General features: G+C 63.1%; 18 protein-coding genes and 1 pseudogene. 6 read left to right on the top strand and 13 right to left on the bottom strand.

Annotated features, from left to right (window positions below):
- Positions 1-98: 98 nt before the first annotated feature.
- From APH28_RS12670 to APH28_RS12650, 5 genes are all read left to right on the top strand, one after another.
- Positions 99-1,835 carry a glucan biosynthesis protein G gene (locus APH28_RS12670; protein WP_218186519.1) on the top strand — a complete coding sequence of 579 codons (1,737 nt, stop codon included), beginning with the start codon at positions 99-101 and terminating at the stop codon, positions 1,833-1,835.
- Positions 1,828-4,401, top strand: coding sequence for a glucans biosynthesis glucosyltransferase MdoH (gene mdoH, locus APH28_RS12665; protein WP_060509775.1), 2,574 nt, complete (start codon positions 1,828-1,830; stop codon positions 4,399-4,401). The genes APH28_RS12670 and mdoH overlap by 8 nt, the downstream gene beginning before the upstream one ends.
- A 255-nt stretch (positions 4,402-4,656) precedes the next feature.
- On the top strand, positions 4,657-5,454 hold the full coding sequence (locus tag APH28_RS12660) for a transporter substrate-binding domain-containing protein (protein ID WP_060509796.1): 798 nt from the start codon (positions 4,657-4,659) through the stop codon (positions 5,452-5,454).
- Positions 5,455-5,533: 79 nt separating this feature from the next.
- Positions 5,534-6,496 (top strand): amino acid ABC transporter permease, encoded by a 963-nt coding sequence (locus APH28_RS12655; RefSeq protein WP_060509773.1) that lies wholly within the window; start codon positions 5,534-5,536, stop codon positions 6,494-6,496.
- Positions 6,489-7,223: an amino acid ABC transporter ATP-binding protein gene (locus APH28_RS12650; protein WP_060509794.1), complete on the top strand. Its 735-nt coding sequence runs from the start codon at positions 6,489-6,491 to the stop codon at positions 7,221-7,223. The genes APH28_RS12655 and APH28_RS12650 overlap by 8 nt, the downstream gene beginning before the upstream one ends.
- Positions 7,224-7,333: 110 nt before the next feature.
- On the opposite strand, the gene APH28_RS29485 is transcribed toward APH28_RS12650, so the two are convergent.
- From APH28_RS29485 to ubiE, 12 genes and pseudogenes are all read right to left on the bottom strand, one after another.
- On the bottom strand, positions 7,334-8,038 hold the full coding sequence (locus tag APH28_RS29485) for a methyl-accepting chemotaxis protein (RefSeq protein ID WP_371263080.1): 705 nt from the start codon (positions 8,036-8,038) through the stop codon (positions 7,334-7,336).
- A gap of 198 nt (positions 8,039-8,236) precedes the next feature.
- Positions 8,237-9,274 (bottom strand): annotated as a pseudogene (locus APH28_RS29480) (methyl-accepting chemotaxis protein); the annotation flags it as partial.
- A gap of 133 nt (positions 9,275-9,407) precedes the next feature.
- Complete coding sequence (locus tag APH28_RS12640; protein ID WP_060509769.1) at positions 9,408-11,324, bottom strand: methyl-accepting chemotaxis protein; 1,917 nt, start codon at positions 11,322-11,324, stop codon at positions 9,408-9,410.
- A 99-nt stretch (positions 11,325-11,423) separates the two neighbouring features.
- Positions 11,424-12,131 (bottom strand): 16S rRNA (uracil(1498)-N(3))-methyltransferase, encoded by a 708-nt coding sequence (locus APH28_RS12635; RefSeq protein ID WP_060509767.1) that lies wholly within the window; start codon positions 12,129-12,131, stop codon positions 11,424-11,426.
- Positions 12,128-12,919: a twin-arginine translocase subunit TatC gene (gene tatC, locus APH28_RS12630; protein WP_060509765.1), complete on the bottom strand. Its 792-nt coding sequence runs from the start codon at positions 12,917-12,919 to the stop codon at positions 12,128-12,130. Before tatC ends, APH28_RS12635 begins: the two co-directional genes overlap by 4 nt.
- Positions 12,916-13,293, bottom strand: a complete 378-nt coding sequence (tatB, locus tag APH28_RS12625) for a Sec-independent protein translocase protein TatB (protein WP_060509763.1) — start codon at positions 13,291-13,293, stop codon at positions 12,916-12,918. The genes tatC and tatB overlap by 4 nt, the downstream gene beginning before the upstream one ends.
- Before the next feature lie 3 nt (positions 13,294-13,296).
- The gene (locus APH28_RS12620) at positions 13,297-13,569 is read right to left on the bottom strand and encodes a twin-arginine translocase TatA/TatE family subunit (protein WP_060509761.1); all 273 of its coding nucleotides are present in this window, start codon (positions 13,567-13,569) and stop codon (positions 13,297-13,299) included.
- 90 nt (positions 13,570-13,659) lie between these two features.
- Positions 13,660-13,983 (bottom strand): phosphoribosyl-ATP diphosphatase, encoded by a 324-nt coding sequence (locus APH28_RS12615; protein ID WP_060509759.1) that lies wholly within the window; start codon positions 13,981-13,983, stop codon positions 13,660-13,662.
- Position 13,984: 1 nt separating this feature from the next.
- Positions 13,985-14,377, bottom strand: coding sequence for a phosphoribosyl-AMP cyclohydrolase (gene hisI, locus APH28_RS12610; protein ID WP_027592414.1), 393 nt, complete (start codon positions 14,375-14,377; stop codon positions 13,985-13,987).
- A gap of 72 nt (positions 14,378-14,449) precedes the next feature.
- Positions 14,450-16,072, bottom strand: coding sequence for a ubiquinone biosynthesis regulatory protein kinase UbiB (ubiB, locus tag APH28_RS12605; RefSeq protein WP_060509757.1), 1,623 nt, complete (start codon positions 16,070-16,072; stop codon positions 14,450-14,452).
- A complete protein-coding gene (locus APH28_RS12600) occupies positions 16,069-16,692 on the bottom strand; it encodes an SCP2 domain-containing protein (RefSeq protein ID WP_060509756.1) in 624 nt (207 codons plus the stop codon). Before APH28_RS12600 ends, ubiB begins: the two co-directional genes overlap by 4 nt.
- The gene (gene ubiE, locus APH28_RS12595) at positions 16,692-17,462 is read right to left on the bottom strand and encodes a bifunctional demethylmenaquinone methyltransferase/2-methoxy-6-polyprenyl-1,4-benzoquinol methylase UbiE (protein WP_060509754.1); all 771 of its coding nucleotides are present in this window, start codon (positions 17,460-17,462) and stop codon (positions 16,692-16,694) included. Before ubiE ends, APH28_RS12600 begins: the two co-directional genes overlap by 1 nt.
- A 124-nt stretch (positions 17,463-17,586) precedes the next feature.
- On the opposite strand from ubiE, the gene APH28_RS12590 reads away from it, so the two are divergent.
- Positions 17,587-17,862: a polyhydroxyalkanoic acid system family protein gene (locus tag APH28_RS12590; RefSeq protein WP_060509752.1), complete on the top strand. Its 276-nt coding sequence runs from the start codon at positions 17,587-17,589 to the stop codon at positions 17,860-17,862.
- 29 nt (positions 17,863-17,891) lie between these two features.
- Here the strand turns inward: APH28_RS12590 and APH28_RS12585 are convergent, their stop codons facing one another.
- The gene (locus tag APH28_RS12585; protein WP_060509750.1) at positions 17,892-22,571 is read right to left on the bottom strand and encodes a DUF6543 domain-containing protein; all 4,680 of its coding nucleotides are present in this window, start codon (positions 22,569-22,571) and stop codon (positions 17,892-17,894) included.
- Positions 22,572-22,597 lie beyond the last annotated feature (26 nt).

Here is a 22,597-nt window from a genome sequence, read left to right as displayed (position 1 = left end):
GGAATCATTACGCCCTCATGGGGTCCGAACAGTGCTCGCCAACCCGGCATTTGTCGCTGGCCGTTGGTTTCATGATCTGTTTTCGGCGAGGGTTGCTCGTGATTGTTAGTCCCCAAAAAGCATCAAGAATCCCCGGCACCGGGCTGCGCAAGGCCCTGATGGCCAGTGTGGCACTGGTCGGCCTGATGAGCGCGGGCCAGCTGTGGGCATTCAATCTTGACGATGTTGCAGCCAAGGCAAAGGATCTCGCCGGCCAGAAATACGAAGCACCGAAGAGCAATCTGCCGGCTGCCTTCCGCGACATGAAGTTCGCGGACTACCAGAAGATCCACTTCCTGCAGGAAAAGGCCGAGTGGGCCAAGGACAAAACCCCGTTCAAGCTGTCCTTCTACCATCAGGGCATGCACTTCGACACCCCGGTGAAAATCAACGAAGTCACCGCCAACAGTGTCGATGAAATCAAGTACGACCCGAGCCGCTTCGAGTTCGGTGACGTGCCGCACGACCCGGAAACCGTCAAGAACCTCGGTTACGCCGGTTTCCGCGTGCTCTACCCGATCAACAAGGCCGACAAGCAGGACGAGATCATGACCCTGCTGGGGGCCAGCTACTTCCGCGTGGTCGGCAAGGGCCATGTATACGGCCTGTCGGCCCGTGGCCTGGCCATCGACACTGCGCTGCCGTCGGGTGAAGAGTTCCCGCGCTTCACCGAGTTCTGGGTCGAGAAGCCCAAGCCGGCCGACAAGCACCTGGTGATCTACGCCCTGCTGGATTCGCCACGCTCCACCGGCGCTTACAAGCTGATCCTGCGCCCAGGCACCGATACCGTGGTTGACGTGCAGTCGCGCGTGTTCCTGCGTGACCAGGTCAGCCGCCTGGGGATCGCCCCGCTGACCAGCATGTTCCTGTTCGGCCCCAACCAGCCGTCCAAGGTGCTGAACTACCGCCCGGCCCTGCATGACTCCGAAGGCCTGTCGATCCACGCCGGTAACGGCGAGTGGCTGTGGCGCCCGCTGAACAACCCGAAACACCTGGCCGTGAGCAACTTCAGTGTCGAGAACCCGCGTGGTTTCGGCCTGATGCAGCGTCAGCGCGCCTTCAGCGACTTCGAAGACCTCGACGACAACTACCAGAAGCGCCCGAGCGCCTGGATCGAGCCGAAGGGCGACTGGGGCAAAGGCACCGTCGACCTGGTCGAGATCCCGACTGCCGATGAAACCAACGACAACATCGTTGCTTTCTGGAGCCCCGAAAAGCTGCCTGAGCCAGGCAAGCCGTTCGAGTACGCCTACCGCCTGCACTGGACCATCGACGAGCAGCAGTTCCAGGCCCCTGACCTGGGCTGGGTCAAACAGACCCTGCGCTCCACTGGTGACGTCAAGCAGTCCAACCTGATCCGCCAGCCAGACGGCAGCGTCGCCTTCCTGGTCGACTTCGCCGGCCCGGCATTGGCCGCCCTGCCGGAAGACACGGCAGTGCGCAGCCAGATCAGCGTTGGCGACAACGCCGAGGTGGTCGAGAACAATCTGCGCTATAACCCGGAGACCAAAGGCTGGCGCCTGACCCTGCGTCTGAAGGTCAAGGAAGCCAACAAGTCCACCGAAATGCGCGCAGCGCTGGTGCGTGATGTCCCGGTCGAGCCGGCCAAGCCTGTTGCTGAAACCAAGCAGGAAAAGGCTGCAGCCAAGCACGCCAAGCATGAAAAGACCGCCAAGGCGGAACCAGCCAAGGCCGAACAACCTGCCGCCGATGCGGCGCCCACCAACGGGACCCCGGCCACCACTGAACAAGTGCTGACCGAGACCTGGAGCTATCAGTTGCCTGCCGATGAGTAACTCAAGCGCAAGGCCAGAATCGCTTGGCGAGTACCTGGCCCACCTCCCACTGAGCGATGAGCAGCGCGCGGAACTCGCCAGCTGCACGTCGTTCAGTGAGCTGCACCAACGTCTGGCGGCCAACCCGGCCGCCAACGCCACCGAGGCCGTGCAGGCCTCGGTCGGCCCGCGCCTGACCGTGGGCAGCGCCGCCGAGCTCGAAGACGCCGAGATGCTCGGCGTCGACGGCAGCGGCCGTCTGTGCCTGAAAATCGCACCGCCGATCAAGCGCACCAAGGTCGTGCCCGAGCCGTGGCGCACCAACGTGCTGATCCGTCTGTGGCGCCGCATGACCGGTCGCCCCAACGCCCCGCAGCCACCCAAGCGTGAGCTGCCTGCGGCGCGCTGGCGCACGGTGGGTTCGATTCGCCGTTACATCCTGCTTACCCTCATGATCGGCCAGACCATCGTCGCCGGCTGGTACATGAAGGGCATCCTGCCGTACCAGGGGTGGTCGTTCGTCGACCTCGACGAAGTCGTCCACCAGCCGCTGTGGGACACCGTGGTGCAGGTCTGGCCGTATGCTTTGCAGACGTCCATCCTGGTGCTGTTCGGTATCCTCTTCTGCTGGGTCTCGGCAGGTTTCTGGACCGCACTGATGGGCTTCCTCGAGCTGCTCACCGGGCGTGACAAGTACAAGATTTCGGGTAGCAGTGCCGGCAATGAGCCGATTGCACCCGAGGCGCGCACCGCGCTGGTGATGCCGATCTGCAACGAAGACGTGCCGCGCGTGTTCGCCGGCCTGCGGGCGACCTTCGAGTCGGTGGCAGCCAGCGGCAACCTTGACCGCTTCGACTTCTTCGTGCTCAGCGACACCAACGACACCGACATCGCCGTGGCCGAGCAACAGGCCTGGCTGGACGTGTGCCGCGAGACCAAGGGCTTCGGCCGCATCTTCTACCGCCGTCGCCGCCGCCGCGTGAAGCGCAAGAGCGGCAACCTCGACGACTTCTGCCGTCGCTGGGGTGGCGAGTACAAGTACATGGTCGTGCTCGACGCCGACAGCGTCATGAGCGGCGAGTGCCTGAGCAGCCTGGTGCGCCTGATGGAGGCCAACCCGGACGCTGGCATCATCCAGACCGGGCCGAAAGCCTCGGGCATGGACACCCTGTATGCGCGCATGCAGCAGTTCGCCACCCGCGTGTACGGCCCGCTGTTCACCGCCGGCCTGCACTTCTGGCAGTTGGGCGAGTCGCACTATTGGGGCCATAACGCGATCATCCGCATGAAGCCGTTCATTGAGCACTGCGCCCTGGCGCCGTTGCCGGGCAAAGGTGCGTTCGCCGGGGCCATTCTCTCCCACGACTTCGTCGAAGCCGCGCTGATGCGCCGTGCCGGCTGGGGCGTGTGGATTGCCTATGACCTGCCGGGCAGCTACGAAGAACTGCCGCCGAACCTGCTCGACGAGCTCAAGCGTGACCGCCGCTGGTGCCACGGCAACCTGATGAACTTCCGCCTGTTCCTGGTCAAGGGCATGCACCCGGTGCACCGTGCGGTGTTCCTCACCGGCGTGATGTCTTACCTGTCGGCACCGTTGTGGTTCCTGTTCCTGGTGCTGTCGACCGCATTGCTTGCAACCAACACCCTGATGGAGCCGCAGTACTTCATCGAGCCGTATCAGCTCTATCCGCTGTGGCCGCAATGGCACCCGGAAAAGGCGGTGGCGCTGTTCTCCACCACCATCGTGCTGCTGTTCCTGCCCAAGCTGCTCAGCGTCATCCTGATCTGGGCCAAAGGCGCCGTCGAATTCGGCGGGCGCATCAAGGTCACCCTGTCGATGCTGATGGAGATGCTGTTCTCCATGCTGCTGGCGCCGGTGCGGATGATCTTCCACACTCGCTTTGTGCTGGCCGCGTTCCTCGGCTGGGCGGCGACCTGGAACTCGCCGCAGCGTGACGACGACTCGACCCCTTGGAGTGAAGCGCTGCGCCGCCATGGTCCACAGACTCTGCTGGGCTTTGCCTGGGCCGGGCTGGTTGCCTGGCTGAACCCGGCCTTCCTGTGGTGGCTGGCGCCGATCGTCGGCTCGCTGGTGCTGTCGATCCCGGTCTCGGTCATCTCCAGCCGCACGCGGCTGGGCCTGGCGGCCAAGGACGAGAAGCTGTTCCTCATCCCCGAGGAATACGCGACGCCGCAAGAGCTGCTGGCGACCGACCAGTACACCCACGAAAACCGTTGGCATGCCCTGCATGACGGCTTCGTGCGTGCGGTGGTCGACCCGCGGCAGAATGCCCTGGCCTGCGCCATGGCCACGGCCCGTCACGGTCAGGCTGCACCGATCGAAGCGATGCGAGCAGAGCGCGTGGCCAAAGCGCTCGAAGCCGGGCCAAAAGGGCTGGACCTCAACACTCGCCTGGCCTTGCTCAGCGACCCGGTGGCCTTGAGCCGCCTGCACGAGCAGGTCTGGGCGCAGCACAATGCGGCCTGGATCGATGTGTGGCGTGCTTCCATCAAGAACGACCCGCATTCGCCGCTGCTGCCGTTGCATCCGGAGAATGAAGGCCAACCGGCACTCGTCGGCGCCTGATAGGGCCTATTCGCGGGCACGCCCGCTCCCACAGGTACAGCGCATGCCTCAAAGGCTGTGCAGTCCCTTGTGGGAGCGGGCGTGCCCGCGAAGCTCTTAAGGGCCCAGGCCGATTTTGGCCAACAAAGTCCCCCCCGGCTCTAGGTCCGAGCGCCGCCATGCGTTAGCATCCCTCTCCGATAATGCGCATTGGCCGGTACGGCCGTGCCAAGACAATAAGATTCGCTTCTTTACTTGCTAGGGGACTTGGTGATGATCAAGAAATACCTTTCGCGACTGCTGGTCGGTGTCACCGCCCTGGTCGCCGTAACTGCGGCCCAGGCCGGCGCCATCGATGAGGCGGTCAAGCGCGGCACCCTGCGGGTGGGCATGGACCCAACCTACATGCCGTTCCAGATGACCAACAAGCGCGGCGAGATCATCGGCTTCGAAGTCGATATCCTCAAAGCCATGGCCAAGTCCATGGGCGTCAAGTTCGAGGCTGTTTCCACCGCCTATGACGGCATCATCCCGGCCCTGCTGACCGACAAGTTCGACATCATCGGCAGCGGCATGACCCTGACCCAGGAACGCAACCTGCGCCTGAACTTCAGCGAACCCTTCATCGTGGTTGGCCAGACCCTGCTGATCCGCAAGGAACTGGCTGGCGAGATCAAGTCGTACAAGGACCTGAACAACGAGAAGTACCGCCTCACCTCCAAGCTCGGCACCACCGGCGAGATGGTTTCCAAGAAGCTGATCGGCAAAGCCAAGTACCACGGCTACGACAACGAGCAGGAAGCGGTGATGGACGTGGTCAACGGCAAGGCTGACGCCTTCGTCTACGACGCGCCGTACAACGTGGTGGCAGTCGAGAAGGCCGGTGCCGGCAAGCTGCTGTTCCTCGAAGAGCCCTTCACCTACGAGCCGCTGGCCTTCGGCCTGAAGAAAGGCGACTACGACAGCATCAACTTCATCAACAACTTCCTGCACCAGATCAAGCATGACGGGACCTACGATCGTATTCACGACAAGTGGTTCAAGAACAAGGACTGGCTGAAGGAGATGGAATAAGGCCCAGGCCACAAGCCCGGCTTTATGACCCCGACGCGCAGGCAAACCCTGCGCGTTCGCATTTACGGAAGTACCCCACGTGATCAAACACAAGAAAGCCCAGTGGCCCTGGCATGGCTTGACCGCCCTGGTCCTGGTGGGCCTGGCGTTCAGCCTGTACATGGCCACCTCGATGATTTCCTACGAGTGGCGCTGGAACCGCGTACCGCAGTACTTCGCCTACCAGGCCGAAGAAGTACAGCGTGCCGCCGGTAATGGCAGCGTGCAGGAGATCGTCGTTTCCGGTGGCACCGCGCGTGTCACGCTCAAGGACGAAGACGGCGAAGCGCAAGTGCTCGACGTGGCCAAGGACAGCCTGCAACTGAGCCGCGGTGACGATGTCGCCGAGGGCGACCAGATCGGCGTGACCCGGCACTGGGCGGCTGGCCCGCTGGCCTGGGGCCTGTGGACCACCTTGTGGATCTCGGTGGTGTCCGGCGCGCTGGGCCTGGTGATCGGCCTGTTTGCCGGCCTGTGCCGGTTGTCGAACAACCCGACCCTGCGCGACCTGTCGACTGTTTACGTCGAACTGGTGCGCGGTACGCCGTTGTTGGTGCAGATTTTCATCTTCTACTTCTTCATCGGCACCGTGCTCAACCTGTCCCGAGAGTTCGCCGGCGTGGCCGCGCTGGCGCTGTTCACCGGCGCCTATGTCGCAGAAATCGTCCGCGCTGGCGTTCAGTCCATTGCCAAAGGCCAGAACGAGGCTGCGCGCTCGCTAGGCCTGAACGCCGGCCAGTCGATGCGCCACGTGATCTTGCCGCAGGCGTTCAAGCGCGTGCTGCCACCGCTGGCCGGGCAGTTCATCAGCCTGGTCAAGGACACCTCGCTGGTGTCGGTGATCGCCATCACCGAGCTGACCAAGAGCGGTCGCGAGGCTATCACTACGTCGTTCTCGACCTTCGAGATCTGGTTCTGCGTGGCAGGCCTGTACCTGCTGATCAACCTGCCGCTGTCGCACATCGCCAGCCGGCTCGAGCGGAGGCTTGCGCAAAGTGATTGAAGTCCGTGACCTGCTGAAAGTCTTCGACACCCGTGGCCATGTGGTGCGGGCTGTGGATAACGTCACCACCCAGGTCGCCAAGGGCGAAGTGGTGGTGGTGCTCGGCCCGTCGGGTTCGGGCAAGTCGACCTTCCTGCGCTGCCTCAATGGCCTGGAGCATTTCGACCAGGGCCATGTGGCCATCGATGGTCTGCAACTGGCCGACCCGAAGACCGACATCAACGCCTACCGCCGCGAAGTCGGCATGGTGTTCCAGCACTTCAACCTGTTCCCGCACATGACCGTGCTGGAAAACCTGTGCCTGGCGCAGAAGGTGGTGCGCAAGCGCAACAAGGCTGAGCGTGAAGCCAAGGCGCGGGCGTTGCTGGAGAAGGTCGGTATCGCGCAGAAGGCCAATGAATTCCCCTCGCGCCTGTCTGGCGGGCAGCAGCAGCGGGTAGCGATTGCCCGGGCCTTGGCGATGGACCCGAAGGTGATGCTGTTCGATGAGCCGACCTCGGCGCTCGACCCGGAAATGGTCGGCGAGGTGCTGGACGTGATGAAAACCCTGGCCCAGGAAGGCATGACCATGGTCTGCGTGACTCACGAAATGGGCTTTGCCCGGGAAGTGGCGGACCGTGTGTTGTTCTTCGATCACGGCAAGCTACTGGAAGATTCGGCCCCGGCCGAGTTCTTTGCTGCGCCTAAAGACCCTCGGGCACAGGCTTTCCTGCGCCAGGTGCTGTAACCGCACCGACCCTTTCGCGGGCTTGCCCGCTCCCACAGGTGCTGCATTGCAATTGAGGCACTGCAGAATCCTGTGGGAGCGGGCAAGCCCGCGAAGCAGGCGACTGGGTTTCAGAGGTTGAACCGCCCCACCATCCCCCGCAACTGCCGCCCCAGCTGCTCCAGCTCCCCACTCGAAGCCGCCGTCTGCTCACTGGCCGCGCCGGTCTGCTCCGACACATCCCGTACATTGATCACACTACGGTTGATCTGCTCGGCCACCACGCTCTGTTCCTCGCTGGCCGTGGCAATCTGCTGGTTCATCCCCTGAATGCTCGACACCGTATCGGTTATCTGCCCCAAGGCATGGCCGGCCCTGCGGCTCAGTTCCACGCTTTGCTCGGTCAGCCGCTTGCTGTCGTCGAGCAAGCGGGTGACCTCGTCGGTACCGCTGTGCAGGCTGTCGATCAATTGCTCGATTTCCTCGGTGGATTGCTGGGTGCGCTGTGCCAGCCCGCGTACCTCATCGGCAACCACGGCAAAACCACGGCCCGCTTCACCCGCCCGGGCGGCTTCGATCGCTGCGTTCAGCGCCAACAGGTTGGTCTGCTCCGACACCGACTTGATCACATCGAGAATGCTGCCGATGCGCTGGCTTTCGCCGGCCAGGTGCTGCATGGCGCCCAGGCAGTCGTCCATCTGCCCGGCCAGCTGCTCGATGCGACCGATGGCTTCGGCCACCACCTGATCACCCAGTTGCGCCTGCTGGTCGGCGTTGGTGGCCGCCAATGAAGCTTGCTCGGCATTTTGCGCCACCTCCTGCACGGTAGCGCTCATCTGGTTCATGGCGGTGGCGACCTGGTCGGTCTCTTCACGTTGCTGGTTGATACGCAGCTTGGTGTCCTCACTGCTGGCGGCCAGCTGCGACGCAGCCTGGGACAGCTGACCGACACCCTGGTCAATGCCGCCGATCAGTTCACGCAGGCTCACGGTCATTTCACCCATGCTGGTCTGCAACTGCCCCATCTCGTCACGGCGCTTTACAGGTTCGAGCTGGCTCAAGTCGCCGTTGGCAATACGCGCGGCCAAGCCCAAGGTCTGGCGCAGGGGTTGAGTGATCTGCTGGGTAATCAGCCAGCCGGCGACGACACCCACGATCAGCGCCAGCAGTGCCACGCTGGTGAGCAATGAACGGGCGGCCACAGCCTCGGCATCGCGTTGTTCCACCTTCCGCTCACTCAGCTCCAGGCTGACGGACCTGAGTTCGTTGCCCATCTTTTCCATCTCGTTCTGCAGTTGTTCGACCTGCAGCGCCATGCGGCGGTACTGGTCAAGGCTGGTACGGTACTTGGCCAGTTCGATACCGGGTTGTTCCGTCAGGGCGCGGGGCAGGCCCAGTGAAGCGAGGCCCCTGAGCAACTGGCCGAGGCTGGTGTCGGCAGCGTTCAAGGCGGTATCGCCAACCTTGGCGAAGTCCGTGAGCGGCGAGAAGGTATAGGCCGGTACCAGGCTCTGCTGGTTGGCGGTGTCGACTTGGCGACTCAGGGTTTCCATAAGGCCCAGCACGCCACTTTGGCTGTCAGCGGGCATCTTCAGCAGGGCCTGGGTCTGCAGCGCGTCGATGACCTCATTCAGCTTCTGCTCTTGGGCCTGCATGCCTGCGCGAAGTGCGCGACGTGTGTCGACACTGCGCTGCAGGGCGGTGAAGCTTTCGCGCAAGCGCTGCAGCAGCTGTAGCTTCTGGCTCAGCATCTGGCGAGATTCATCGACGCTGCTGCGCTGCTGCAGGGTGGTCAGCAGGGCATCCAGTTGCTGCAGAATACCGGCGATCTGCGCCTTGCTGGCGTCGTCCGCCAGCACCCGATAGGTGATGCGCTCGGCGCGCAGGTCTTTGACCAGATCATTGATCCGGCCGATTTCACTGAGTTGTTCCGAGCGGCTGATGGCGCCGTCCAGGGCGCGCCAGCCGCTGATTGTGGTGGCCAGGGTGAGCGCGAGGACCACGGCGAAGCCGAGGGCGAGCTTGGCGCCGACACTGATGTTGCCGAGCTTGTGGTTGAAGTAGCCGAACATGGTAGGTCTCCGTCCAATGGGTGGGGATGGGATGCTGGCGTAGTGCTGGCATCCCATCCCTGCCAATCGGCGGAGGGCTTGTAGGACTTGACCTGAAAGTTCTGTAGGAAAATTCAGCGCAAGCAGTGAAGCGTCAGAGTCTGAACCGCCCAACCAGCCCTTGCAGGTGGGTACCCAGGCGCGCCAGTTCGACGCTGGAGCTGGCGGTCTCCTCGCTCGCCGCCGACGTCTGGTCGGAGATATCGCGCACATTCATCACGCTGCGGTTGATCTCCTCCGCCGTGGCGCTTTGCTGCTCGGCGGCCGTGGCGATTTGCTGGTTCATGGCCTGGATCGACGACACCGTGTGGGTGATGGTTTCTAGCGAGCTGCCGGCGCGGCGGGTCAATTCGACACTGCTGTCGGTCAGCTGACGGCTGGCGTCCATCACGCTGGCCACGCGCTGGGTGCCGCTTTGCAGGCCGGCGATCAGCTCTTCGATCTCTTCTGTGGATTGCTGGGTACGCTGAGCCAGGCTGCGTACCTCGTCGGCGACCACCGCAAAGCCACGCCCGGCCTCGCCCGCGCGCGCCGCTTCGATAGCGGCATTGAGCGCCAGCAGGTTGGTCTGCTGCGCCACCGACTTGATCACGTCGAGTACGCTGCCGATCTTGTCGCTCTCGCTTTTGAGCTGGTTCATCGCTTCGCTGGAATTGACCACCTCGCTGGCCAGGCGCTCGATCTGCGCAACCGCTTCGCTGACCACGCGATCGCCTTCGCGGGCCTGCTGGTCGGCCATTGCTGCCGCTTCCGAGGCCTGCTCGGCATTGCGCGCGACTTCATGCACGGTGGCGGCCATCTCGTTCATGGCGGTCGCCACCTGATCGGTCTCGACCTTCTGATTGTTGACCCCGGCGCTGGTCTGTTCGGTGACCGACGACAGCTCTTCGGCGGCGCTGGCGATCTGGGTTACCCCATCGCCGATGCCACCAATCAGCTCGCGCAGGCCTTGGGTCATGCGTTGCATGCTTGCCTGCAGCTGGCCGAGTTCGTCGCGGCGGGTCGAATGCAGATCCTGGCGCAGGTCACCGTTGGCCACGCGCTCGGCGGCCGCCAAGGTCTGGCGCAGGGGGATGATGATCTGCCGGGTAATGACCCAGGCCGCGAGCAGGCCCAGTACCAAGGCCAGGGCGGTGGCACCACCGAGCATGGCTTTGGCCTGGGCAGTGCCAGCATCGCGTACTTCAGTTTGCGAAAGGGTCATCGCCTCACTGGTCTGCAGCAGCACCGTGCCTTGGTCGGCCATGCGTTGCAGCGCCTGTTCGCTGGCACTCTGGGCATTGGCGAACTGGGCCACTGCATCGCGGTAACCTGCAAGCGCGGTAGCCGAATCGTCGAGGCCGGCGGCATATTCAGCTGGCAGCCTGGCGGGCAGTGCCTTGAGCTCGGCCAGGGCCTGGTCGACGGCATTCAGCGCGGTTTGCTGGTAGTCAGCGATGCCGCTGTAGGTATAGCCACGTACTTGGTAGCGCGCCTGCTGGACCAGCGCACTGACGTCCACGGCATGCTGGTATTGGCTGATGTCGCCGCTCTGCAGCAGGCGTTGCTGCACCCGATTGATCAGCTCGACGGCCTTGTCGGCGGTGCTACCGAGTACATCGCGCGCAGCCTCACGGCGCTGGCCGGCCTGTTTGATGTCGTTGAAGGCCTGCCGGTACTGGCTGACGGCGGCCTGTTGCTGTTGCAGGCGCTGGCGGTCGGACGGCTGTTCGATCTGCCCCAGCATCAAGCTGATCTGCCGCTCGAGGTTGCCCAGGGCCTTTTCCAGCTCGCCGATCGCCGCATCGTTGCGGTCACGCTGGTAGTGCTGGCGGGCGATGCGCAGCTCCTGGGTGTACTGGTGGATCACCGAAATGTTGCCCAGCTTGTCACCGCGTTCGGTCACGCTGTTCAACCCCTGCCAACCGGTAAACGTGATGACCAGGGTGAGCATCAACACCAGGCCGAAGCCCAGCCCCAATTTGCGATTGACGCTCACATTCCCCAGCGATTTGGAAAACCATTGGTACATGTTCGACTCCCCGGCAACGTGGCAGCACGGATTATTGTAGTGTTGCCACGCCATCGGCTTGCGCCGGGGAAACTTGATAGGGGAAAACTGACTCGCTCGTCAGAAAATCCTTGAGAGCAAGGCCGTTACAGCGGTTTCCACACGCAGAATGCGATCACCCAGCTGCACGGGGGCCAGGCCAGCCTTGCCGAGCAGGTCCACTTCGTAGGGAATCCAGCCACCTTCGGGGCCGATCGCCAGGGTAACGGGCCCTTCGACGGCCCGCGGGCAGGCCGGGTAGGGGCCGGGGTGGCCGACCAGGCCGAGGGTGCCATTGGCGATGGCAGGCAGGCGGTCCTCGACGAACGGTTTGAAGCGTTTCTCGATGATCACCTCGGGCAGTACCGTGTCCCGGGCCTGCTCCAGGCCGAGAATCAGGTTCTCGCGGATGGTTTCGGGGTTGAGGAAGGGCGTTTGCCAGAAGCTTTTCTCGACCTTGTAGCTGTTGACCAGGATCAGCCGAGGCACACCCAGGGTCGCCACGGTCTGGAACAGCCGGCGTAGCATCTTCGGCCGCGGCACGGCCAGGACCAGGGTCAGCGGCAGCTTGGCCGGTGGCTGCTGGTCGAAGGCGACTTCCAGCTCGGCTTCGTGCTGCTCCAGGCGCAGCACCGTGGCCTTGCCCATCAGGCCGTTGATACGGCCGACGCGCAGCGTGTCACCCACGGCGACACGGTGAATGTCCTGCATGTGGGTAAAACGCCGATCAGCGAGGACGACACGGTCGGCCGCGACGAAGTCGGCCTCTTCAAGAAGTAACAGGTTCACGGCTGGGTCGCTGGCGGCTGGTCGTTAGGGTCGTTGGTGGCTTCGTCGTCGGCATGGCCGCGCTTGCGGATCAGGCTGCCGCACAGTACGCCGATCTCGAACAGCAGCCACATGGGCACGGCGAGCAGTGTCTGCGAGAAGATGTCTGGCGGGGTCAGGATCATGCCGACCACGAAACAGCCGATGATCACGTACGGGCGGATCTTCTTCAGGTACTTCACGTCGACCACGCCGATCCACACCAACAGCACCACGGCCACCGGGATCTCAAAGGCAACACCGAAGGCGAAGAACAGGGTCATGACGAAGTCGAGGTAGTTGGCGATGTCAGTCATCATCGCCACGCCTGCCGGGGTGGCGGCGGCGAAGAACTTGAACATCAGCGGGAACACCAGGAAATAGGCGAAGGCCATGCCGGCGTAGAACAGCAGGATGCTCGATACCAGCAGCGGAATGGCGATGCGCTTTTCATGGCGGTACAGGCCTGGCGCAATGAAGCCCCAGATCTGCTGGAGAATGAACGGGATCGCCAGGAACAGCGAGACGATCATGGTCAGTTTGAACGGCGTCAGGAACGGCGAGGCCACGTCGGTGGCGATCATCGTCGCGTTGGCCGGCAAGTGCTCGCGCAGCGGGGCCGACACCAGCGTGTAGATCTGCTGGGCGAAGGAGAACAGCCCGGCAAAGATCAGGAAGATGACCGCCACGCAGCGCAGCAGGCGGGTACGCAGTTCGGTCAGGTGCGAGACCAGCGGCATCGGCTGATCATGTTCCGGATTTTCGCTCATGGGGCTCGCGGCGGTTGAGGCGGTTCAGAAGGGGGGACCGGGGCGGCAGGTGGTTCCATCGGCCTGGCCTCAAGCCCGGCAGGAGGCTGCACGGTGGCCGTGGTGACCGGCGGCTGCGCCGGTGGCGTCAGCGGGTTGAGGATGCGCTTGGCTTCCTCTTCCATCCGCAGGATGTGCTCGTTATGCAGTTGGCGACGGATATCGTCGGCGCCGATTTCGCGCTCGACCTCCATCTTTATCGCATTGAAGCTGCGTTTCAGCCGGCCGATCCACAGCCCCGCAGTACGCGCGGCGCCAGGCAGGCGCTCGGGGCCGAGCACCAGCAGGGCGACCAGGCCGACGAGCAGCAGCTCGCTGAAGCTGATGCCGAACATGGGTCAGTCTTTCCGCTGTGGCTCTTGGACCGGCTGCGCCTGGCCCTCGATGGTGTGGCCCTGCTGCGGCTGCGCAGTGTTCTGCACTGGCGGCACAGGCTGGGCGGGCGGTGGGGCCTGCTCGGCCGGCTTGTTTTCTTCTTCGTTCATGGCCTTGCGGAAGCCCTTGATCGATTCGCCCAGGTCGCTGCCGAAGTTCTTCAGCTTCTTGGTGCCGAATACCAGGACCACGACGACCAGCAGGACGATCCAGTGTTTCCAGTCAAAAATACCCATATTCGTACTCCTGAGAATTCCATGTTAGGCATAGGGGCTGCTTTGCAGCCCTTTCGCGACGCAAGGCCGCTCCTACAGTCAGGCCGAAGGCTAACGCGCGGCCTTTTCATCGTGCCCGGAAAGCCCGAAGCGGCGTTCCAGTTCATCAAGCACGGCTTGAGGATGCTGGCCCAGCGCGCTGAGCATGACCAGGCTATGGAACCACAAGTCTGCGGTTTCATAGATGACATCACTGTAATCCTTGCTCACGGCGGCGTCTTTGGCCGCAATGATGGTCTCGACGGACTCTTCGCCGAGCTTTTCGAGGATCTTGTTCAGGCCCTTGTGGTACAGGCTGGCCACATAGGAGCTGTCGGGGGCCGCTTGTTTGCGCTCTTCGAGCACTTCGGCCAGGCGATTGAGGGTGTCGCTCATGTCAGTGTCCTGCGCTGTAGATGGCATCCGGGTCTTTCAGAACCGGGTCGACGGTTTTCCACTGGCCGTCTTCAAAGACGCGGTAGAAGCAGCTTTCACGGCCGGTATGGCAGGCGATATGACCCAGCTGCTCGACCATCAGGATGATCACGTCGGCATCGCAGTCCAGGCGCATTTCATGCAGCTTCTGCACATGGCCGGACTCTTCGCCCTTGCGCCACAGCTTGCCACGAGAACGCGACCAGTAGATGGCGCGTTGCTCGGCGGCGGTCAGCGCCAGTGATTCGCGGTTCATCCAGGCCATCATCAGCACGCGTCCGGTCTTGTGGTCCTGGGCGATCGCCGGTACCAGGCCATCGCTGTTCCACTTGATCTCGTCCAGCCAGTCTTTCATCGTCGACTCCAAAGCGGGCCCGCTCCTGTGCCGGGCCCTTTGCGCTAGTGTGCCAGCCAGCAGCGCGGCTGGCTATTGGCGCACGATCAGGTAAAGGCCTGCGGCCAGCATCAGCCACGCCGGCCAAGCGGCAGGCGCAGCGAGGCTGGCGGCCTCGGCGGCACCGGCGGCCAGTACCGCACCGCCGCCGAGCAGGCCGGCACCGAGCAGGCGCAATGCCCAGCGGTCGCCCTGACGACGGCGCTCCGGCAGTTGCGGGTCTTCCAGGTGCGGCTGCGACAGGCGCTCGAGCAGGTCGCGAGTCATGCCGGCCAGGTGCGGTAACTGTTCAGCCTGGGTATACAGGTTACCGATGACCGCCTTGGGGCTCATGCGGTCGCGCATCCAGCGTTCGAGGAATGGCTTGGCGGTGCTCCACAGGTCCAGGTCCGGGTACAGCTGGCGGCCCAGGCCTTCGATGTTGAGCAGGGTCTTCTGCAGCAGCACCAGCTGCGGCTGGACTTCCATGTTGAAGCGCCGTGCGGTCTGGAACAGGCGCATCAATACCTGGCCGAAAGAAATATCCTTTAACGGTTTTTCGAAGATTGGCTCGCACACGGTGCGGATCGCCGCTTCGAATTCATTGACCTTGGTGTGCGCTGGCACCCAGCCCGAGTCGATATGCAACTGGGCGACGCGGCGGTAGTCGCGCTTGAAGAAGGCGATCAGGTTGCGTGCCAGGTAGTCCTGGTCTTCGGCGGTGAGGCTGCCGACGATGCCGCAGTCGATGGCGATGTACTGCGGGCTCCACGGTTTGACCGTGCTGACGAAGATGTTGCCCGGGTGCATGTCGGCGTGGAAGAAACTGTCGCGGAACACCTGGGTGAAGAACACCTCGACACCGCGCTCGGCCAGCATCTTCATGTCGGTGCGCTGGTCGGCCAGGGTGGCCATATCGGTCACCGGCACGCCGTAGATGCGCTCCATCACCAGCACCTTGGGTCGGCACAGGTCCCAGTACACCTGGGGCACGTACATCAGCTCGGAGCCTTCGAAGTTGCGCCGCAGCTGGCTGGCGTTGGCCGCCTCGCGCAGCAGGTCGAGCTCGTCGTAGATGGTCTTTTCGTAGTCGCCGACGACTTCCACCGGGTGAAGACGGCGGGCATCGGCCGAGGCACGTTCGGCGGCCTTGGCGATGAGGAACAGCCAGGCCAGGTCCTGGGCGATGACCGGCTTCAGGCCAGGGCGAACCACCTTGACCACCACCTCTTCGCCAGTTTTGAGGCGCGCAGCGTGTACCTGAGCCACCGAGGCCGATGCCAGCGGCTCGACGTCGAAGCGGCTGAACACTTGCGTCACCGGGGCACCCAGTTGTGCCTCGATCAGCGCCACAGCCTGCTTGGGGTCGAACGGCGGTACCCGGTCCTGCAGCAGCATCAACTCATCGGCGATGTCGTTGGGCAACAGGTCGCGGCGGGTGGACAGCAACTGGCCGAATTTGATGAAGATCGGCCCCAGGTCCTGCAGCGCCAGACGCAGGCGTGCACCGCGGCTGAGCTCGGAGGGCTTGCGTGGCAGCCAACGCCAAGGCATCAGCAGGCGCAGGCTGGCCAGCCACCAGGGCAGCAAGGGCTGTTCGAACAACAGGTCATCGAGACGGTAGCGGATCACCACACGCTGGATGCGAAAAAGACGGCGGACGGCGAGCAGCTTCATGCGTTATCGCTGGTATCAAGGGATCGGGAGAGGCGCAGCAGGCGCGCCTCGAGGCGTTCGATATCGAGCTTGAGGGTGTCGAGCTCGCTGAAAGCGGCTTCGGCTTCGCGCTGGCCCACCAGGGTGCGTGACTCCTCGGCCAGGTACTCGGACAGGTTCTGGCTGAAACGTGCCAGGCCCTGACGGGTCCAGCGTGCGCGCAGGCGGATGTGGCCAGCGAGCATGGCGGTGGCAACCGGGCCGAGCCAGCGTTGCAGCTCATGCTCCCAGTCCAGCTCCAGGTCTTGCAGCACGCCGAACAGGTCGAGCAGCACGGCACTGTCGCCATGCAGCTCGACCTGCGGGCTGTGCAGCACGGCGGTCTTGTCCCGGGCCACGGCCAGTTGCACCAGGCTGCCAGCCGGGGCGCGCAGGCTGCAGTCGACTTCGCCCTCCCAGTGGGCGGCGAGCATCAAGCCGTCTTCATCGGGCAGGATGAACACCTGCAGGGCCGGTTGGCGGCAGTCGATCTCGATGACCTTGCCTTCCAGCGCGGCCAGCCGCGGCAGGGCCGTGCTGTCCATGCGCAGGACACGGTTCAGGCCATGTTCGACACTGGCGAGCAGCCCGGCCAGCAGCATCAGGGTTTGATTCCCCGGTGCACGGCGACGATACCACTGGTCATGTTGTGGTAGGTGACGCGGTCGAAGCCGGCCTCGACCATCATGCTCTTCAGGGTTTCCTGGTCAGGGTGCATGCGAATCGACTCGGCGAGGTAACGGTAGCTTTCGGCGTCATTGGTGATCAGCTTGCCGGCCAGCGGCATGAAGGCGAACGAATAAGCGTCGTAGGCCTTGGACATCAGCTTGTTGGTCGGCTTGGAGAATTCCAGGATCAACAGCCGGCCACCTGGCTTGAGTACGCGCAGCATCGAGCGGATGGCTTCGTCCTTGTGGGTGACGTTGCGCAGGCCGAAGGCGATGGTCACGCAGTCGAAGTGATTGTCCGGGAACGGCAGCTTCTCGGCGTCGGCCTGGACGAACTCGATGTTGCCGGCCACGCCACGGTCGAGCAGGCGGTCACGGCCGACCTTGAGCATCGAATCGTTGATGTCGGCGAGCACCACTTGGCCGGTCGGGCCCACAAGGCGCGAGAACTTGGCGGCCAGGTCGCCGGTGCCACCGGCGATGTCCAGTACACGGTTGCCGGCGCGCACGCCCGACAGCTCGATGGTGAACCGCTTCCACAGGCGGTGCATGCCGCCGGAGAGCACGTCGTTCATCAGGTCGTACTTGGCGGCCACCGAATGGAACACTTCGGCGACTTTTTTTGCCTTCTGGCTTTCAGGGACGTCCTGGTAGCCGAAATGGGTGGTGGGTTCGGCGTGGTCGCCTTTGCGCTGGTCGTTCATATCGCTTCACCGGAAAAAATTACCGCCATTCTAGGGCGAACGGGCGGATTTGTCTTGGCGGGGTGTGCCTGGGGGCAGGGGCGGGCATAATGCAGATTATGTCTACAGACCCAGGAACACCCGCATGACCCAGATCAGCGTTGAACGCAAACATTCCCTCGGCCGCGATGCGGCTCGTGCCAAGGCCGAAGCGCTGGTTGACAAGCTCAGCCGTGAGTACGACCTCAAGGCCACCTGGAACGGTGACCGGGTCGACGTGGCGCGCAGCGGTGCCAATGGCAGCGTGCACATCTTTGATGACAGCATCCGGGTGGAGCTGAAGCTGGGCATGATGCTGTCGATGATGAGCGGCACCATCAAGGGTGAGATCGAGCGCGCCCTGGACAAGGCCCTGGCCTGAGGCCAGGACAGGGTCAAGGTTCCACGCAGTCAGTTGGCAGGAAAAGGCACGATGCCCTCCACATCGGCCACGCGCAAGTTGCCTCGGTAGATGGCGAGCCGCTCGTGCGCAGTGTCGGCGCGTTCCAGCTCGACTGCCCGTGAAACGGGCCGGGGTTCCCAGAACTTCAGATGGCCCTTGGCAAAATCGCGAGCAGGCGCTGTGGGGCTGAGATAGTGAAAGTGAATTTCCCACAGCACCTTTGTGGGAGCCTGCACATCTTTGACCTGATAGACGTCCAGGTAGTCGTTGGTATTACGCAGGGCTTTGCGCCTCGTGGTCTGGTTGATCTCGATGCGCTGCTGACGGTGCAGGTAACGCAGGGCTTGGCCGTCAGGGTGCCGGGTGTTGAGGTAGCTGTCAGTGAGCAGCCGATTTTTATCTTCGCCGACGGTGGTAGCCGCATCGCGTAGCTGGGCAATCAGTTCCCCAGCCGCTTGGTCTGAACCGCCAGCCTCCAGTTGCCGTGCCGCCTCAAGCAAGTCTTCGATTTGCCAGTCCATCAGGTCTGCAAGGCTGTTCGGTTCGTCGACATAGCGCGCCGCCGCTGCCGTTCGCGCTTGCGTTTGGTTCAACAAGTGTGTCGCACGGCGGCGTAGCTGTGCGCGATCATGGCCGATGGGCCGTTCAGGGCTGGGCACTTCGAACCATTCACCCTCTCGCTTCTCGTAGACCCCAGCGGGTTGTTGCGTAAGTGGGTTCTGCTGAAGCGCCCTGTTTCCCTGCCGGTCCTGCTCCACCAGTACCGAGCGGCCCTGGGACGTGCGGATCAGTGTGCGCCTGCCTGCGCCAGCACGGTGGATCAAGGGCCGAGGCGTGGGGGTTGTGCCGGTATCGATACTCGTCAGTATGCTGCTCAGCTCTGCTTCGGTGCTGGCAACCAGCGCTCGGAGTTCATCGATATATTGCTCCAGCAGGGGAGAATCCACGGCGGGCACTTCGAACAGTCCCATGTAATGCGCTTTGCCCAGCGCTGTGCGGTACGTGCGCAGAATGCTCCCCAGGGCGTCTGCCTGCTGCTCGGCCGATAGCCCGGCAGCGGCCAGGCCATCATGGCTCCACAGGGTCGCCGCCAGGTCCTTGTCGCTGAGGCTGCGCTGCAAGGGAAGCAGATCGGTGGCCGTTTCGGCAGTCAGCTGGGTTTTGTCCAGCGTCAGGTACGCCAGGTCGCTGAGGATCTGGGCGCGAATGATAAGGGTCGAATAGGGCCGTTGCCTGATTGCCCTTTCGATCTTGATTTTCTTGTCGCTGAATGTGATTTGCGGGTCAGCAAGCGCCGCAGGGAGTGCGGTGTCCAGCCGCTCGCTGACCGTTCGCAGCCTCAGGCAAACCTGCAGCGATGCTTTTGTGGCCTCTCGGAACCTTGTGTACTGCGCGATTTGCTCTGTGCTACGCGGCAGCGCGGTCAGGCCGACGGCCTGCTGCCTCAAACCTTCGTGGTCGGTCAGTTCCATCAGGCGACGAAGCAGGACCATGTCATTCTCGATAGCCGTTTCGGTCCATTCACTCAATTCGGATCGGGCAAGTTTTGCTGATTTGAAGTTTCGGAAGCGGGGCTCCAGTTGCTTGGTGAAAATCGCCAGGTTGTCTTGCAGCAACGCCGCCTGTCGTTCCAGGTACAGCGCTACGGCGGTCAGATTGTTGATGTTCTCGATTCGCAGCGCGAGCAAGCGTTGGCGAAGGGGAAGCAGCTGTGGTGGAAGCGCTGAAAGGTCCGGGTCCGGCAGGGCAGCGAAGGCTGCGCTGAATTCGGCCACCGTCCTGTCGTAAGTCTTGAGTTGCAGCTGGCTGCGCTCCATCAAGGGTGCCAGTCTGGAAAGCTGCTCGCGGTTGTTTTCATTGGCCTTTTCCAGCTCGGCAAATGCTTGCGCGTTCATCGCGCTTATCTGCGTGCGGCTTCTGCGCATGCCGCCCGCCAGGCTCAGGTCCAATGTCCACTCGCCATTCCAGCGGGTGAGCCAAGGGCCTTTGCTTCGTTCGCGCCCGACGATGTAGTAGCCGTCTGGCGAGCCGCCCCAATGCGTTTCCCACTCATCCTGAGTCATGTCAGGACCAATGATCTGTACACCGCCCCAGCGTGTTTCCACCTCGAAGGGCAAGCCTTGCAGTATCACGTAATGCTTATCGGCGACTGTGTACAAGCCTTGCAGCGCGCCGTTTTGCTCTGCCACCAGCCCCGCCAGGGAAATACGAGCCTGCAGGCCGACCAGGCGCTTGCGGAACTCAGGTGTCAGATTGCTTATGCGCTGGTTGGCGTGCCAGCGGGTCACGTTGATAGGCCCGAGCGGCTGACTATGTGCCTCGGGTACCCATTCCTTGAGCTCTGGCTCGGCGATGTGGATTGGGGCTGATGGGGCTGGCCGGCTCGCTGTTGGCGTGGGGCGCGCAGCGGGCACCTCGCCGCCTGAGCGGTGAATCAGCAGCATGGCGAGGTTCATCAGCAGGTCTGTCGCAGCCAGTGCTTTGTCCTGCGTGCTGCCGTGCGCAAGCGCGGGCAGATCATCCTTGAGCGCTGCCGTCACAGCCACCAGCCAAGCCAAGGTAGCAGCCGGTCCCCTCAGCAAGGCAGTGGCGGTATTGAACAGCATCCAGCCCAGCTGGGTGAACATTGCCCAGCGCTGCTGAGCGTTGGATACGCTCTGGTTGGCGGCGAGCATCAACAATGTTTCGATCCGTGCCTGGTACAGGCAAGCGTCAAGGTCGGTGTGCCAAAGCTCGATCGCGAGCGTAGCAGGGCTTCGCAGCTGTTCCAGAAGGGTGTCCGCCAGCGCTGAATCCGGCCCGATGAGGTGCGCGATTTCCGAAAGGCCTCGGTGCAGATGCGGTCGCTCGAAGCCACCGTTTTCATAGATAGGCCGGGCGTCGTCATCCATCCATAGCAGCAACTTCTGTTGTAGCGCGGCCTGTGTACGAACCCTGGTCAACAGCTCATCGAGACTGCCAAATACCATGAGAGCCTCGTCACCCAGCAGTGGCCAGAAGACGAGCCACGTGCCGGTGGTATGGATCTTGAGCAGAAACGCACCGTGCACCACGTTGCTTCGTGAGGCGCCGGGCGCAGCGAGAAATGCCAGTTGCGCCACGCTGAGTTCGGCCGGATCGTTTTCAGCCTGGCAGAAGCGAGCAATGGCCTGGTAGGCGAGATCGCTCAACTGCTGGCTGGCTTTGGCCTTCAAGGCAGCGAACAGCAAGGCGTATCGCCATTCACGGGCGAACAGTCGGGTGCGTTGAGCAGTATGGCTGGTGTCCTTCAGCTCTGTAGCGACATAACCGGGGTAGTTGCCCCCCACATCCACGGTGTCGATCAGTTCGTTCAGGTAGTCGAGGGTCAGCCACGTTTCGATCGGCCTCGCGCTGGTGTCGCTCAGGCCCGATACCACTTCCTTCGCGCCAGCTTGCAGGCGCGCGATGGCGAGTTGAGTCAGCGTGACGTTACGCGAGAAAACCAGTTGAGCCGGCCCGGCTGAGGAAAGCGGCACCTCCTCGGAGACTTCGACCGCCAGCTGGTCGGGGTCATACACCGCTTTGCCAGGATGATCTGCCTGCATTTGCGCCCGCAGGGTACGCGCCGCGTAAACCTCGATGGGCTCGATTCTATCCAGTGAGGTCGCCCCTTTGCTTCGGGCCTGGCTGGCGGAGGCAGCCAGGAGTGCCTGGCTGTAGTGGAAGCGGTCAGCGGGCTCGGCATCGGTGAGCCAGGCGGGCGGCGCGATGTCTGGCCAGGGCTCTTCGAGCAATGGGCTGGCCTGGAAGAAGGCGGCAGGATCGCTCGCCTGGAGGAACGCCGCTTCCAATTCGCCCACGCTGGTGAGTGCGCTGACCTGTAGACGTCTGACGTTGTCCAGAGTGGCATTGAGCAGGGCGAGGGCCTGGTGTTCGAATGGGTCCGCTGTAACGGGTTGATGCGCCCAACTCATGCTTGCCAACGGGTAGCGGTCTGCGAGCGCCTTGGCAAACGCGGGCAGGCTTGCATAGCTGCGCACCGTACCGCCAGGCTGGCACCACAACGTCCGCTGCCCATGCCCTGTAATCAGCAGGTCTGGAATTGTCTGCGGCGCCTGGCTGTCGACCGACACCTGGAGAGCGTGAAACTGGACAAGGTCATGGCTGCCTGCAATGGCAGCATATAAAAGGCCCTTGTCTGGTTCGGCCAGGCCTTGTCTTTCGATGCTGCTCAGCAGTACAGCTTTGAGCAGGTGGGCCAAGCCCTTGAGTCGAGGTGCGCCTGTCGTTTCGTCCACGCCTGCCCAATAGCTGATCTGAGCCTGCTGAAAAGTATCTGCCAGGCCAGCCAGGAACGTGTCGAAGTCGCTGTTCAGGTGGGCCATGCTCAGCGTGATGACGGGCTGCTGTTGGGGCAGGAACGGCAGCGGCGGCTCGATACTCAACGTGTCGGAGCTGCCAAGCGCCATCGCTTCCCCAGTCAGGAAATGCTCAAGCAGCAGCGGTACCAGTGGCAACGGCGCTGTCGGGGGCTGGTGCGCACGAATGACGCTGAACGGTTGGAGCGAACGCAGGGCTGGATAGTTGCGGCTGATCCAAGGGTAGCGAGCGACAAGCCCCAGGAAACCTTCCTTGGCGACGACCTCGCTCAAGCCAGGGCGGTGGGCGAAGCTGTTTGCGACCAGGTGCTTGAAAGATTCAGCTGGGAATGCAGGCGAAGAGGGCATGGCGTTTGGCTCCAGTCGTAAAGGGG

The organism is Pseudomonas sp. NBRC 111124 (assembly GCF_001320245.1).
Classification (GTDB): Bacteria; Pseudomonadota; Gammaproteobacteria; order Pseudomonadales; family Pseudomonadaceae; genus Aquipseudomonas.
The sequence above is the reverse complement of the archived record's forward strand: the minus strand, read 5'-3'. Positions and strand labels throughout refer to the sequence as shown.

Coding starts and splice junctions, on each gene's coding strand:
- ubiE (WP_060509754.1), bottom strand. CDS start 17,462: ATGAACGACCAGCGCAAAGGCGACCACGCCGAACCCACCACCCATTTC.
- hisI (WP_027592414.1), bottom strand. CDS start 14,377: ATGAAAGACTGGCTGGACGAGATCAAGTGGAACAGCGATGGCCTGGTA.
- APH28_RS12615 (WP_060509759.1), bottom strand. CDS start 13,983: ATGAGCGACACCCTCAATCGCCTGGCCGAAGTGCTCGAAGAGCGCAAA.
- APH28_RS12640 (WP_060509769.1), bottom strand. CDS start 11,324: ATGTACCAATGGTTTTCCAAATCGCTGGGGAATGTGAGCGTCAATCGC.
- APH28_RS12590 (WP_060509752.1), top strand. CDS start 17,587: ATGACCCAGATCAGCGTTGAACGCAAACATTCCCTCGGCCGCGATGCG.
- tatC (WP_060509765.1), bottom strand. CDS start 12,919: ATGAGCGAAAATCCGGAACATGATCAGCCGATGCCGCTGGTCTCGCAC.
- tatB (WP_060509763.1), bottom strand. CDS start 13,293: ATGTTCGGCATCAGCTTCAGCGAGCTGCTGCTCGTCGGCCTGGTCGCC.
- APH28_RS12585 (WP_060509750.1), bottom strand. CDS start 22,571: ATGCCCTCTTCGCCTGCATTCCCAGCTGAATCTTTCAAGCACCTGGTC.
- mdoH (WP_060509775.1), top strand. CDS start 1,828: ATGAGTAACTCAAGCGCAAGGCCAGAATCGCTTGGCGAGTACCTGGCC.
- APH28_RS12600 (WP_060509756.1), bottom strand. CDS start 16,692: ATGCTGCTGGCCGGGCTGCTCGCCAGTGTCGAACATGGCCTGAACCGT.
- ubiB (WP_060509757.1), bottom strand. CDS start 16,072: ATGAAGCTGCTCGCCGTCCGCCGTCTTTTTCGCATCCAGCGTGTGGTG.
- APH28_RS29485 (WP_371263080.1), bottom strand. CDS start 8,038: ATGAGCGCTACCGTGCAGGAGGTGGCGCAAAATGCCGAGCAAGCTTCA.
- APH28_RS12620 (WP_060509761.1), bottom strand. CDS start 13,569: ATGGGTATTTTTGACTGGAAACACTGGATCGTCCTGCTGGTCGTCGTG.